This window comes from Nonomuraea sp. NPDC001699 (assembly GCF_053596455.1).
Window position 1 is genome coordinate 1 of the sequence record NZ_JBSFGF010000044.1, and the last position, 13,551, is coordinate 13,551.

9 protein-coding genes and 1 pseudogene are annotated in these 13,551 nt (G+C 65.5%); 7 read left to right on the forward strand and 3 right to left on the reverse strand.

Annotation, left to right across the window (positions count from 1 at the left end; genetic code table 11):
* Positions 1 to 248: 248 nt before the first annotated feature.
* Positions 249 to 1,025 (reverse strand): hypothetical protein, encoded by a 777-nt coding sequence (locus tag ACWCSU_RS50690; protein WP_449944383.1) that lies wholly within the window; start codon positions 1,023 to 1,025, stop codon positions 249 to 251.
* Positions 1,026 to 1,137: 112 nt separating this feature from the next.
* Here ACWCSU_RS50690 and ACWCSU_RS50695 point away from each other — a divergent pair, with 112 nt between their 5' ends.
* Together ACWCSU_RS50695 and ACWCSU_RS50700 are read left to right on the forward strand one after the other, a co-directional pair.
* A complete protein-coding gene (locus ACWCSU_RS50695) occupies positions 1,138 to 1,353 on the forward strand; it encodes a hypothetical protein (RefSeq protein ID WP_449944385.1) in 216 nt (71 codons plus the stop codon).
* Positions 1,354 to 2,187: 834 nt separating this feature from the next.
* The gene (locus ACWCSU_RS50700) at positions 2,188 to 2,778 is read left to right on the forward strand and encodes a DUF4240 domain-containing protein (RefSeq protein WP_449944388.1); all 591 of its coding nucleotides are present in this window, start codon (positions 2,188 to 2,190) and stop codon (positions 2,776 to 2,778) included.
* On the opposite strand, the gene ACWCSU_RS50705 is transcribed toward ACWCSU_RS50700, so the two are convergent.
* Positions 2,775 to 3,644 carry a GntR family transcriptional regulator gene (locus tag ACWCSU_RS50705; protein ID WP_449944391.1) on the reverse strand — a complete coding sequence of 290 codons (870 nt, stop codon included), beginning with the start codon at positions 3,642 to 3,644 and terminating at the stop codon, positions 2,775 to 2,777. The two genes, ACWCSU_RS50700 and ACWCSU_RS50705, sit on opposite strands and share 4 nt — an antisense overlap.
* A 153-nt stretch (positions 3,645 to 3,797) precedes the next feature.
* Here ACWCSU_RS50705 and ACWCSU_RS50710 point away from each other — a divergent pair.
* The 4 genes and pseudogenes from ACWCSU_RS50710 to ACWCSU_RS50725 form a co-directional block, all read left to right on the forward strand.
* Positions 3,798 to 4,653, forward strand: a pseudogene (locus tag ACWCSU_RS50710) (replication initiator); the annotation flags it as partial.
* Between the two features lie 113 nt (positions 4,654 to 4,766).
* On the forward strand, positions 4,767 to 5,177 hold the full coding sequence (locus ACWCSU_RS50715) for a replication initiator (RefSeq protein WP_449944456.1): 411 nt from the start codon (positions 4,767 to 4,769) through the stop codon (positions 5,175 to 5,177).
* A gap of 194 nt (positions 5,178 to 5,371) precedes the next feature.
* A complete protein-coding gene (locus tag ACWCSU_RS50720) occupies positions 5,372 to 6,517 on the forward strand; it encodes a tyrosine-type recombinase/integrase (RefSeq protein WP_449944394.1) in 1,146 nt (381 codons plus the stop codon).
* Positions 6,518 to 7,760: 1,243 nt separating this feature from the next.
* Positions 7,761 to 8,198 (forward strand): effector-associated constant component EACC1, encoded by a 438-nt coding sequence (locus ACWCSU_RS50725; RefSeq protein WP_449944396.1) that lies wholly within the window; start codon positions 7,761 to 7,763, stop codon positions 8,196 to 8,198.
* A 208-nt stretch (positions 8,199 to 8,406) separates the two neighbouring features.
* Here the strand turns inward: ACWCSU_RS50725 and ACWCSU_RS50730 are convergent, their stop codons facing one another.
* Entirely contained in the window at positions 8,407 to 12,690 is a 4,284-nt protein-coding gene (locus ACWCSU_RS50730) for a caspase, EACC1-associated type (RefSeq protein WP_449944399.1), read from the reverse strand.
* A gap of 534 nt (positions 12,691 to 13,224) precedes the next feature.
* Between ACWCSU_RS50730 and ACWCSU_RS50735 the strand changes: the two genes are divergently transcribed.
* A complete protein-coding gene (locus ACWCSU_RS50735; protein ID WP_449944402.1) occupies positions 13,225 to 13,491 on the forward strand; it encodes a hypothetical protein in 267 nt (88 codons plus the stop codon).
* Positions 13,492 to 13,551 lie beyond the last annotated feature (60 nt).

Here is a 13,551-nt window from a genome sequence, read left to right on the forward strand (position 1 = left end):
ACCCCGCCCGCGACTACCAGCCCCAGGCAAACCCGAACAAGACGAAACCCCCGAACCCGTAGGTTCGAGGGTTTCCGATGTCCCGAGACATCACACTGGTCGGGACGACAGGATTTGAACCTGCGACCCCTTGACCCCCAGGCACATCACGTGGGGGCCAGATCACGATCGATACCCGCCCCCACCTGGCATTACCATCCCGTACAATCCCCAGGAGTCCGGGGCCGTCCGGCCTGGTTGTCACTCAGTTAGTCACCCAGGATCTGGCCCGTGGGCTGAGGCTGCTGCCACACGTCACGGCCGTTGCTCCACAGCTCTGAGGCATGGTAGGCGAACCTGTCGAACAGGCCATCGTCCTGATACCGCCGCAGGTGCAGCATGGGCGAGTCGTGGCCGACGAGCTTTGCCAGGTGAGGCGTGACGAGCATTTCCGAGTCGAACCGGAACACGCTCATGGCGATGTGCTCGTCACCGAACCGGGCCTCGACGCCGGGGACGTCGCGTAGCTGCTCGACCTCCGACAGCGTGATCCGGATGCGCGTGGAGACGGTCAGCGGGACGTTCTCCACGTCCTCACGGTGGCGCGTGACCTCGCTCTCCGGGTCGCCGACGAGGAACCGGATCTTGCAGCCCTGCTGCGCCTTCCGCTTGAGCACCTTCGCGAGGTTGGGGTGTTCCAGCCAGAGGAAGTAGTTGGTGTAACCGGCGAACACGATCTCGTTGCGCGCCGAGTTGATGAGATTGCGCCAGATTGATTTCGGACATGCGGAGCGATACGGATAAACGGTCAAGACTTCCTTGTCCGGCCCAGTTTTCACCGTATTGCGAATTGCATCCGGCCATAGCACGGCTGTCTCAACTCCTAGTGCCTCTGCGGCGGCCCATTGGTGTCGCATGTGCGGAACGCGCGTTTCGTCTTGCAGCCAGCGTTCCACCGTCTTGACGTCCACGCCACATCGGTCGGCCAAGTTCTGGTTCGTGACCTGGGCGTTCAGCATGGCGCTGCGTAGGGGGACGTTGGCCACAGTACACCTCGGGCTGGGGGACGTCAGAGACGTCTGGAGCGTAACTCCATAACGTCCTGGACGTCTTGATAACGCGGTGGGTTTGTCACGCTCAGGTAAGCACGCTGATCCCATGACAACCCCGGTAATTCTCGAAGACCTCCAAGCGGCTTTTCCCGGTTGGTGCATTTGGCGTAGTTCTGCGGGCCGCCTCTGGGCCACCCGGAACGGTCGCCGCCTCTCCCAACTCGAAGTAGATCACGGCCTCTCCCAGACGATCGACGCGGAAGACATCACCCAACTCGCTGAGCAGTTGAAGGAGCAGGAGACCGCAGAGGAGGCGCTGTGAGCGCCCCTTCGCCGCGATCGGAGACCCACGCCGCCGCAGCCCTGGCCGACGCCCTCGCCACTCGGGGCGTCTCGGCAGACGTGCACGATGGCTACGGGCTTGCACTGGTGTCCGTCTGGGTCGGACTGGTCGTCTGGTGTCACGGCGGGCGGTACTGGTGGCGATCAGCATGGGACGCGAGACGACAGCGAGTCATCTACGCCTGGCACCCCTCCACCGAGCCCGCTCGGGCCGCCCACCGAATCGCTCTCCGCTACGCCCAGCTTCGGGAGTCCCAGCCGCTCTGTACACCGGTCGCCGGAGTGCAACCGTGCCCATGACCTTGGCGAAGTTGATCGCCGAGTACCCGGAGTGGCAGGTTCACGACATGGCCGCAGGGTGGGCGGCCATTCGGAAACAGTCTGTTCCCTGTACAAGCGGCCAGTCCAACGTCCGTTGCGGAGCGACGTTGGATGAACTGGCTGCGAACCTGCAAGCGGAGACCAGGTTAGGGAAGAAGAAGCAGAGGTCTCTTCGCGGGGCGGTCTGAACGGCCCTGCGCTATGCCGTACCCGGCCACAGGCAGCAACCCCGGTGAATCGATGGCAACCCGACCCGGAGCACAGGGCCTCCAGGCCCGAGCACCGGAAGCGGGGCGGCAGGATCTTGAAAGCCCATCGTCGGGGCCGCCGGTCCGCGTGCGGTGGCGGGCGCGAACGGCTCCCAGGCCGCACGCGCAAGCCCGCCAGGCCGCTAAGCGGGCCGGCGGCCCCGTGGCGAGCGCAGCGAGCCCTTGAACCAGTAAAGAAACTCTGAGCCAGCAATTGTCGTCGGCCCATGTCAAGATCGGCCGGCATGGACATCGACGAGTTCTGGCACCTGATCGAGGAGTCCGCGGGAGAAACCGCCGCGAAGAAGGCACGCCTGCAATGGCTTCATGAGCGATTGGTGAGACGTTCCGCGGAGGACATCATCGATTTCGCTTCATGGATGGAGGTGGCCCGACGCAAGGTAGACACATGGTTGATGTGGGGTGCGATGCGCGCCCTCTTCGGGAGCGGGTCCGATGACGGCTTCTGGTACTTCCAGATATGGCTCGTCGGCCTTGGCCGGGAGTCCTTCGAGCGAGTGGCCCATGAGCCCGATACTTTGGTGGATGTGCCAGCGGTTCAGCGACTTGTCGCGATGAGGCGGAACCAGGAAAGGTGGACGGACGATGACTGGCCCGAGTTCGAAGAACTGGGTTACGTAGCCCACAGGGCCTGGGATCAGGCGACAGGCCAGGAGCGTGACGAACTAGCGGAAGCCCTTCGGTCTCGTGGGTATGAGTTGTTCGCATTTCCCAATCCCACTGATGAGGCATGGGAACTCGACAACAGGAAAGAGTCCGCTCGCAGGCTTCCTCGAGTTCACCGGTACCTGGGCGAGCTGTACGGCCGCGCCTAGATCACGAGGTCTATACCGTTGTCGCTGAGTTCCTGTGGGGTGAAGTCGGCTTCGGGGTCGTCGGCGAGTTCGCGGTGGTAGCCGATCTCGTAGCGGTTGGCGGGGGCTTTGACCTCGGTGACTTCGATGGGGTGGCCGTTGGGGTGGGCCATGGTGCGGCGGATGATGAGGACGGCTTCGGCGTAGTCCATGCCGAGTGCGGCTCGTTCGTCTTCGTAGGCGATGCGGGCGGTGGTGAGGGTCAGCCATCGGACAGGGCCGTGTTCACGGACGAGCGACTGGTAGAAGAAGCCGGGCTGCTTGCGGTACTGGGCGTGGCGCTTGGGGTCGTCCCAGTCGGGGCGCATGTCGGCGTTGGTGTAGGAGTTGATCTCCAGGCGGGTCGATGCGCCGTGGATGACGGCGGTGTGTCCTCGGTGCCACATGCTGCGGCGGTGGATGATCGGGTGGCCGGCCCGGACGCTGAGCATGATCGCGACGTCGCGGTTGGCGGTGGTCTTCTCGCCGGTGAAGAGAGGGGTTTCGCGGTCGCGTTGGGCGAGGTCCCAGCCGAAGGCTTGGACGTCGGGGTGGTTGCCGGGGGCGGCGAGGTCGGGCCGGTCGCGGTCGGTGATGAGGATGGCGCGGCGTTCGGGCATGGGGCGGACGAAGGAGCCGCGTCCGCGCATGACGTAGGCGAGCCCTTCGGAGACGAGGGTGTCGATGGCCTTGCGGACGGTGGGGCGGGAGACGTCGTACTTGCGGACGAGTTCGGGTTCGCTGGGGAGTGCGCCGCCGGGTGGGTAGCGGCCGTCGAGGATGGCGGCTCGTAGGTCGGTGGCGATGACGCGCCAGCGGGCGTCCTTGTCGTCGGTGGTGGTCTCCATGCTGATGCTGCGCCTTCCTTGGTAAAGCTTCCAGGACTACTTGTACTACAGGTTGACGTGCATCGCCATGTCTGTCAGCAGACATCTGACACGGAATGGATGGCCGATCTCGCCCGCCTGATCAACGCCCCGGACTACGAACGGTGGCGCTCCATGGTCGCCGCGACCGGCGGATGCGCCCACCCGGTGCACCTGGCCGGAGGATCGATGATCGTGAACGCGGGCACCGGCGAGGTCCTGCACGCCTACACCACCGACGGCGAGCCCTCCGGGCATCTCATGGTGGCCTGCGGCAACCGGCGGGCCTCGGTCTGCCCGGCCTGCTCACAGACCTACCAGGCCGACACCTTCCACCTGATCCGAGCGGGCCTGTCCGGCGGCAAGGGCATCCCGGAGTCGGTCAGCGCGCACCCTCGTGCGTTCGTCACCCTGACCGCGCCGTCCTTCGGCCCCGTCCACTCCCACCGCGACGGCCGCGCCTGCCGACCCCGCAAGCACGACACCCGATGCGAGCACAGACGCCCGATCGGCTGCCACCATCGGCACCAGCCCCACGACGAACGGCTCGGCCAACCTCTGTGCCCCGACTGCTACGACTACACCGGCGCGGTCCTGTGGCAGGCACACGCGGGCGCGCTGTGGCACCGCTTCACCCTCGCCCTCCGGCAAGAACTGGCCACCCAGACCGGGATGACCCGCCGCGCCTTCGCCGAACACGTCAAGGTGTCGTTCGCCAAGGTCGCCGAGTACCAGCGGCGCGGCCTGATCCACTTCCACGCCATCATCCGCCTCGACGGCCCCGCCGGACCGCACCAGCCGCCACCCGACTGGGCCGACCACCACCTGCTCACCCAGGCCATCCCACCCGCCGCGCAACAGGTCACCGTCACCACACCACCCAGCGGCCTGGGCCGACGGACCCTCACCTGGGGCCCAACAACTCGACATCCGCCCCATCCTGTTCGACCCACGCGCCGACGGGCTCAGCGAACGCGCCGTCGCCTCCTACATCGCCAAGTACGCCACCAAGGGTGCCGAAGCCTCCGGCACCGTCGACCACCGCCTGTCCTGCCGGGCCTGCACCGGACGCGGACGGCTGACCGCGATGACTCCCTGCGGACACTGCCACGGCACCGGCCTCAAGCCCGGCCTGACCCTCGACGCCCTACCCGTCACCGACCACGCACGCGCATCATCCGTACCTGCTGGGAGCTGGGCGCACGCCCCGAGTTCCGGGCGCTGCGGCTCCGCCCGTGGGCGCACATGCTCGGCTTCCGCGGCCACTTCTCCAGCAAGAGCCGCGCCTACTCCCTCAACCTCACCGACCTGCGCAACGCCCGCGCCGCCCACCGCGCCGCCGAGGCCCGCGAGCGCCACGGCCTGCCCGCTCTCGACGACGCCACCACCCTCGTCCTGGGCCACTGGCGCTTCGCCGGGATCGGCTACACCTCCGGCGAAGCGATCATGGCCGAACACATCCGCCAGCGCGTCCAGACCGCCCGCCACATCGCGGCCGCGCAGGCGGATGAATGACCCCAACCCTCTCCGCCCACGACCGGCGGCTCTACCGCCTCACCGACGCCATGCACCTGCTCAGCCTCAGCCGCAAGCGTGATCTACGAACTCCTGCGCTCCGGCCGGCTCCGCTCCGTCACCCAGGGACGGACCCGGCTCATCCCCGCCTCAGCCATAGAGGACTACATCTCCCTGCTCGAACAGGAGGCTCCATGACCGAACGACGCAGCCGAGGAGACGGCGGCCTGCACTGGGACGAGAACCGGCAACGCTGGATCGCCTCAGTCACGGTCGGCTACACCCCGGCGGGCAAGCGCATCGTCAAGAAGGCCAGCGGCAGGACCAAGACCGAAGCCAAGGCCAAGCTCAAAGAGATCATCCGCGACTACGAGGACGGGCTTGCCAGCGGCCCGGCGAACTACACCGTGTCGGACGCCGTGACGAACTGGCTCGCCTACGGCCTGCACGGCCGCAACCACGCCACGGTCATCAACTATCAGACCCTGTGCCACAAGCACATCCTCCCCGACCTGGGCGCCCGGAAGCTGCGCGAGCTGAGCGCCGAGGACGTGGATCGGTGGCTCGTCGGCAAGGCCAAGGTCTTGGCCGCTCGCACGGTCCGGCTGCTCCACTCCTGCCTGAACCGCGCCGTGAAGTTCGCTCAGGCCCGTGACAAGGTGAAGCGCAATGTCGTGGGCCTCTGCGAGATCCCCGAGGGCAGGGAAGGCCGGCCGTCCAAGTCCCTCACCCTCGACCAGGCCACCGCCCTTCTCGACGCGGCCGACGGCACGCGCCTGTACGCCTACGTCGTCCTGTCGCTGCTGATCGGTGCCCGCACGGAGGAACTGCGGGCGCTCACCTGGAAGGAGGTCGATCTCATCGGAGATCCGGACCAGGACATCCCGCCGTGGATCGCCGTATGGCGCTCAGTACGTGAAGGAGGCGACACCAAGACCAAGCGCTCACGACGGTCCCTGGCCCTGCCCAAGCGCTGCGTGGAAGCGCTCCAAGCGCACAAGCAGCAGCAGCGAAAGGACAAGAAGGCGGCGGGCGACAAGTGGCAGGATCACGGGCTCGTCTTCGCCTCGCTCGTCGGCACACCGCTCGACGCCCACAACGTCAGACGAGCATTCCGCCGGATCGTCAAGGATGCCGGGATGTCTGCGTATTACTGGACGCCCCGAGAGATGCGGCACAGCTTCGTCTCGCTGCTCTCCGACTCCGGCGTTCCGCTGGAAGACATCGCCCGCCTGGTCGGCCACAGCGGGACGGCGGTCACCGAAGCCGTCTACCGGAAGCAGATCCGCCCCGTACTCCTGCAAGGAGCTGCGGCGATGGACACGATCTTCGCCCGGTAGTCACTCAGTTAGTCACTCACCAATGCGAAAGGGTGCCACCCTTTTGAGTGACACCCTTGCCGACCAGTGAAAACCTGGTCGGGACGACAGGATTTGAACCTGCGACCCCTTGACCCCCAGAACATGGGAGCAGCCGTTTCCGCACGTCGAACGCACGCTTGCACCGAGCACCCCGTTCGTCGACCTGCAGTTCGCGTGGGCGCGAGCAGGGCGTGTGGTCCCCAGCGGGTCCCCGGCCTCCATCCCCGGGCGCTACGGAACCAGCCAAAACCCGCGATCAAAGGCGCTGATTCGCGCGTTTCTGTTGAGCCAATCACAGCAGACGGCACCCCTCCCAACCTCGGCAGCCGCGGCCGCACCACGGGTCAAATCAGCTGCGGCACGCCGCCTCCTTACAGAAACGATCTTGTCTGTGCGCGCCAGCCACTCCACCTCATGGACCTCCCGCAGACCAGCACCAGCGCCGCCACTGATCTGAGACGCACAACCGACCTCCCCATACCCCAGCTCTAAGCTGTAACTGGGCATTCGCGCGGTTGCGCCCTCCACCGTGATTGCCATGAGTCTTCGGCCGGCCGCCCAGGAATGCCGGACCGCATCGGACGCCAGGGCATTGCAGGCGAGATCATGATCAGGGCGCGCCCCGCAGGAATCGAGCCTGCAGTCATCGGATTTGAGGCAAGATCTTTTAGTGTCCCGCCATGCCGTTGGGTGATGGTTCGTGCCGCCTCGGAGTGCTTTGGGGGTTAGATGGTGCCGGGTACTGATGACACGTGACGGGGCGTACGAGCACGCACCGAGCACGGCGTCAGCCGCGCACCACATGCCTGCGAATGCGGCCTGGGCCGGTCACGCCCATCCTCGCCGCCAGCCGTAAGGTCCGCCGGAGGGGCAGGTCCGTTCTCATGATCGGTCGGTCATGACCCACTGAGCACCCCATCCGCGGATTCTGCTGGGGGCGATCGTCGAAGCCCAGGCTGCGCAAGCCGATCGAAGTCGCCCAGCGCCTCGGCCGCGACATCGACGGACTGACCGCGCCTGTCCGCTTCCTGCACTCGGCCCTCATGCTGCCGGCGACCGACCCGACCTGGTCGACGGTTTCATGACTGCCGAGACGAAGGCGCCGAGACCAACCCCCAACCGCCGGTTGAGGAAGGTGAACACCGCCCCTGATGCGAGTGCCCATTTTCGAGTGGTACGTGGACAGGTTGCCGCGTATCTCTTGCATCGGTCGAGTACGTGGGTGCCTAATGATGTCGTGTCGGATGGCTCGAAGGCGAATGCCGAGGACAAGAGCACGGGCCTGACCCTGGTGCTGGTTGAGCCCGCTGCTCAAGTGCGAGGGCTGTATACGTACCTGCGTCGAGACCCTGACCTGCGGGGCAGCGTGCGCCTGCTGGAGAGCGCACCGCCGCCGGGCACACTCGGGCCCGTCGCCGAAGCAGTGGAGTTTGTCACCGGCTCCCCCGAACTGGTCGCCACCGTGGCGGGAGTAGTGATCGCGTGGCTGCGCTATCGCACGAGCGACGTCAAACTCACGGTGAAGAGATCGGATGGGACAGAGGTGACGGTCACCGCCAACCGGGTCAGAACTCTCAGCAATGAGCAGACCCGCGCCATCATGTCGGAGGTCCAGGACGCCTTACGCAGCCAGTCACCGACGGACGCACCGGAGGGTTGAGCCGCTCACTGAAACATCGGGGCTACTGACCGGAACGAGGGCGCATGCGCTGCTGGTCGACTCGGGCCGGCACCTCCTGGACGCGATGATCGCAGATGTGCCGGCAGCCACCGCCGGCGCGCGCGACCTGAGCACCGTGCTGGTTGCGCATGCGGGGCTCGACACGCGGCGTACACCGGTCCTGAACGATCCACACGGTCCCGGCGTGTCAGGTATGGCAAGCGTCGCGGTACGGCTCACTTGTTCCCACATAAATACGCCATTCCTGCCTGCTCAGGGGCCGCGTGATCAGTTGACACACCTTCGGCAGCAGGCCGGCGGGGAGGGCCATGTCCCAAACCTGGACCGGGGTATCGTTCAGCACCTCAAGATCCGCGGAGACAATCATGGGCCTGCCGTCAATGATAACGGGCAGCAACATGCCGCCTGCTGCATAGGGAATGGTCTGTGAATTCAGTGGAACGAGGGCGATCGGATCCCAGGTGGTCAAGATGTTGTTGTCCTTCGCGGTGACAAGCACAGGCCTGCCGCCGTCAACCGACCAGGAAACCGCCCTCAGCCCCTCGGGGATCGGCAGGCTACTCAGAGGAGTGCCGGTGCGCGATGACCAGAGCTGGACGTTGTTGCGCCCTTCGGTGAACTGCCCGACAGCGAGGACTGGTTCGGTCCCCAGGTCCTGCCATGCAAGGCTGTCAACCGAACCCGATACGGTCATCGTACGTAGGGGGATATCGGCGGCCGGACTCCACAAGATGATATCGCCGTTATCGTAGCCGGCGGCGATGATTGTCGTGCCGTCCAGGTGTCCGACAGCCAGCGAGCTGATCGCGGCATTGCCCTTCTTCTCGCTGATGAGCCGACCTGTTCCGGGCTCCCATATTCTGAGGCTGCCGTCACTGCCTCCCGTCACGAGCTGCCCCTGCGCCCATGCCATCGTCCCGGTTTTTGCCCCCACCTTGAAAGTACTCATCCTTGCCCCGGATGCCGGACTCCAAATAATGACCTTGTCATCATCCAGCCAGCTGGCGATGGCCGGTTGGCCGCCGAGTTCTCCCCACTCCATGCCGTACACATCGCTATGAAGATCGACCGTGCGTAGACGTTTTCCAGAGGCGAGATCCCACACCTCTATTGGTTCCTTCCAAGCCTGAACGGCCAGTACCGACCGTCCGCCGATCAATCCTGTGGCCAACGAAGACGGAGGGTGGCTCTCAAGCATTCGCCATGGCTTGATCCGCGGATTCCACACGGCGATCACGCCGCGTCTGTAGACGGCCGCGAGGGACTTGCCGCCATCGAGCCACATCACCACCACGGGGGTGTCCGGCTCCGTCGGATTGCTCTCGCCTTTGTACTCTCGTACGACCTGATCGGTGGCCGGATCCCAGACCTGGACCCCGCCTTGGGCGCCGTAGGCGAGGACGGGTCGTCCGTCGAGCTCGCCCAGAGCGGGTGAGACGGTTCCCCATCTCTGGGACTGCTCGTGCAGGATCGTCCATCTTCGTGCGTCCCATATCGCCGCGGTGTGAGTGACGATGTTCCCGCCAATTCGTGATTCCTCCAGCAGCACGGGGCGGCCCAGCAGTTCGGCCCAGGCCAGGCGGCTCACCCGACCGGTCGGTGCGCTATGGACCAGGCGGCCGCTAGCCGCCTCCCTGATGTCGAGTCTGCCGGTACCGCGGTGCTTGTCCGGGATGACGACACCGATGGCAATCATCGGCGAGCCGTCGACCTGTCCGCAGCCAACTTGCGCGTCGATCCCACCGGTTCGTACCGTGCGCAAGATTGTGGCTGTCTCTCGCGTCCACAGGTACACGCGTCCGTTGGTATGAGCGGAGACGAGTACGGGCGCTCCCGACACGCTGGAGACGCAGAGGGAATTCAGTTCGGCAGGCGTCTCGATGTCCTGCAGGAGTTGCCCGGTCTGCGCGTCCCACAGCACCATGTGCCCAGATTGATGGCCGGAGATGATTGTAGGTGCTGGGAGGTCGGCCCAGGCCAGGCTGTTCACCGCGCCGCTGGAGCGCATGGTGCGCAGGCGAACGGCGTGCAGGGCGTCCCACATTGTGATGGTGCCGTTGTCGTGCCCGGTCACTATGACGTCCTGGCCACCGATCCGCCCGGACACGGCTGTCAAGGTAGGGGGGTTCTCACCGACGAAGAGAGCCCGTCGCGTGTCGTTCCATGCGCGTGCCAGGGCGTGCCGGGCCGCGGTCGTGGGAGACAGGCCATAGGCCGTCGCAGCCAGGGACCGCGACAGGTTGCCGTCTAGGTCGGCCAGCCTGACACTGTCCGAGGCGACCTTCTGAGAAAGGCTGATCAGCCGCTGCTCGTCGTTGTCTCGTGCCGTTGTGACCGCGGTGATTGCGACTGCCGTGGCCGCGATCAGAGCGACCACCAGTGAGAGGATGACCGTCGCGCGTTGTCGCCGACGAGCCCGCGACGCTCGCTCGCGGGCCTTGAGGCTGGCGTGCCGGAAGTTCGCCGACAACTCCGGCAAGGAGCCGAAGCGTCTGAGGTCCTCTTCCCATCTCGCCTGATCGTCGACAAGGGCGTCAAGGCGCGTGCCACCGTACAGGAACGATGAGTCGTGTCCGTGCGCAGCCCATTCGCGAGCGTGCTGGTCGAGTTGCTGGCGGCGGAACAAGGCGGCCCTGTCGGTGGCAAGCCATTCGCGCAGACGCGGCCAGGAGTGAATGAGCGCCTCGTGAGCGATGCGCGCCGTGTGCGCGTCTACTGTGATCAGTCGGGCGGCGATGAACCGGTCCAGCACCTGCTGGAATGCCTCCCGCTCCGGCGTGCCGGGGGCAGGACGCAGTTCGTCCAGCGGAATCGGCTGGGCCGTGTCGATGACGTCCTGTCCCGCACCGGCACCGATCCGCACCAGCCGTGTCAGCAATCGGCGAGCGATCTGTCTGCCGTCCAGGTCGAGGCCCTTGATGATGGCGTCGGCCGTTTCTTGCAGGGCCCCACTCACTCGTCCGGTGGACAGGTAGTCGGTTACGGTGATGGCCGATCCACGGCCGGCCTTCCAGGTTCGCAACAGTGCGTGTGAGAGCAGGGGGAGGGCGTTGTCCATGCCGGCCGCAGTCGTGTCTTCGATCAGCAGGTCAGTCAGGGACGCTTCCACGGTGAGTCCGGCCAGGTGCGCGGGCCGCTCGATGACCTGCCGTAATCGCTCAGGTGGCAGCGCGAAGATGGGGATCATCTGGCTAACCGCGTCCTTGAGCGCCTCTTGCTGCATGCACTGGCCGAGGAAGTCGGCCCGTACGGCCAGCACCACCACAGCGGCCGAACATGCCGCATGCACGGCGGCCAGGAAGGCGCGACGGGTTTGCACACTGCACAGCGTGAAGATCTCTTCAAACTGGTCGATGATGACCACACGGCGCTGCGGTACAGCTTCGGCGAGCAGTTCGGCCAGATGTCGAGGATCGTCGTACAGCCGTTGTGCAAGCTCGGCCAGGCTGCATCCGGCTAGCTCGGCGAACTGCTCCGCCAGCACGCGAAAGGGATCGGCGGTCGGGGTGAACACCACGGCTCCGGCCTGAGGGGTGCGGTGCAAGGCGGGAACCAGCCCGGCCCGCAGCAGGGAGGACTTTCCCACCCCAGAAGGGCCTGTCAGCAGCAGTGGCCCGGTCCGTGGCGGCTGCGCCGCCACACGATCGATCAGAGTGGCGACGAGATCACTTCGACCGAAGAAGAGATCCGCATCCTGCATGCCATAGGGCGCCAGGCCTCGATAGGGGACGATCTCGGCGGACACCCCGCGGGCGTCGGCCGCGTAGGCGGAGTTGAGCACCAGCGGTTGCCGGTCGCCTCGATCGTGGGCGTGACGACGTGGAGCGGGACGGTTTTGGGCGGTCATGGTCCGGCACAGTGATCTGTACACCTCATCCAGGGTCAGCCGCGGACCAGCCGCTGGATCTCCGTTCACCAGCAAGTCGACCAGCGCTCCGGAGAAGGCGGTATGGCGGGCTCCGTCGGGCGCCCAAGCTGCCTCGTCTACCCCCGCAGCGGCTAAAACATAACCTCCCCCGATGTTGGCGGCGAACACGCTGTCCACTCCGGTACGTGGCACACCGGTGGCCCTTCCGGCGAAGCAGCAGTCCAGCATGGTCACCAGCAGCGGCGCACGGCACGCAGCCAACACCTCTGCGATCGTTGAGTACGGCAGGGCCTGATGCGCGGCGATGCCACGAGTCAAGTCCATCGTTGCCCGAGTGGCTAGATGTAACTCTCCATCCACGTTGAGCAGGCCATGACCCACGTAATACAGCAGAAGCACATCGTCGGCTTCGTCGGCTGCCTTGACCAGTGCATCGCCGAACAGGCGTGGATCATCCGGATCGAGGAGCACGGTCAGGCTTCCTGATTCGAGCCCCGCACGGTCGATCAGGCAACGGCCCAGATCGAGAAGGGTCTGCTCTACCGCAGGCACCGCTGTCAACATCGATCCTGGGAGGTGCCTGCCCGTACCGACCAGCAGCACGCGAGCCCCTGGGGCGGACAGCATCAGGGGGGCGGCATCATCTGCCCACATCGGTGCTCTCGCTCACTCGACGTCCCAGCCGACCAGTTCCGGCGAATGCCTCGCCCAAAGCCAATTGCGGTGGCCTGTACCCGCCACGAAGGTCACGGCTAGCCAACGTCTGCACCAGCGCTTGCCGCGGCGTGGCTCCGTTCGACAGCCGTGGCCGCTCGGTCAGTGGAATACTTCCTGCACGATCAGCGTCCGCGATGGCCAGCACACGACCTCCCCTGGACAAGCTCCGCTCCGAATTCATGCCCGCATACCCAGGAGCGTGATTAAGGCATCTTTTGTGGAACGTTAACTGAATCTGTCGGCCGCGACCAGCGAAACTTTCCAAGCTTCTACTCCACGGCCACGATCGGCTCGAGTGTGGGTTGCGTCCATGGGAGTGTGTACGAGTTACCCCTGGTCACAGGCGTGGCATCGTGAAATGAAGATAGCCATCGCGTGACGCTTATATGTTTGTCAAGCGGCCCGCGCTGTTGGAGGCGGGTGTTCGAGGGCGCGGTATATCTTGCGGGCGAGTTAGCACTTGAAGCAGCGAATGGCTTGGCGGCGGGTCTTGCCATCACTGGCGCGTCTGGCCAGATGGTTCTGGGCTTCGCGGTCGCAGCGTTCCAGGGTGAGGGCGATGTGATGCAGAGCCCCGTTCAGCACTCGATCTTTGAAAGGCTTGAGCCGGTGGCGGGCGTGTTTGCCACTGCCAGCCTCAATCGGACTAGGGCCTGTTTCGAAGTGTTGATCAACGGCGTGTCGTAGCCGGACATGCAGAGAGGTCTCCGGTAAAGGGTTCAACGACCAAGAAGAACCTGAACTCCG

Coding starts and splice junctions, on each gene's coding strand:
- ACWCSU_RS50695 (WP_449944385.1), top strand. CDS start 1,138: ATGACAACCCCGGTAATTCTCGAAGACCTCCAAGCGGCTTTTCCCGGT.
- ACWCSU_RS50700 (WP_449944388.1), top strand. CDS start 2,188: ATGGACATCGACGAGTTCTGGCACCTGATCGAGGAGTCCGCGGGAGAA.
- ACWCSU_RS50705 (WP_449944391.1), bottom strand. CDS start 3,644: ATGGAGACCACCACCGACGACAAGGACGCCCGCTGGCGCGTCATCGCC.
- ACWCSU_RS50720 (WP_449944394.1), top strand. CDS start 5,372: ATGACCGAACGACGCAGCCGAGGAGACGGCGGCCTGCACTGGGACGAG.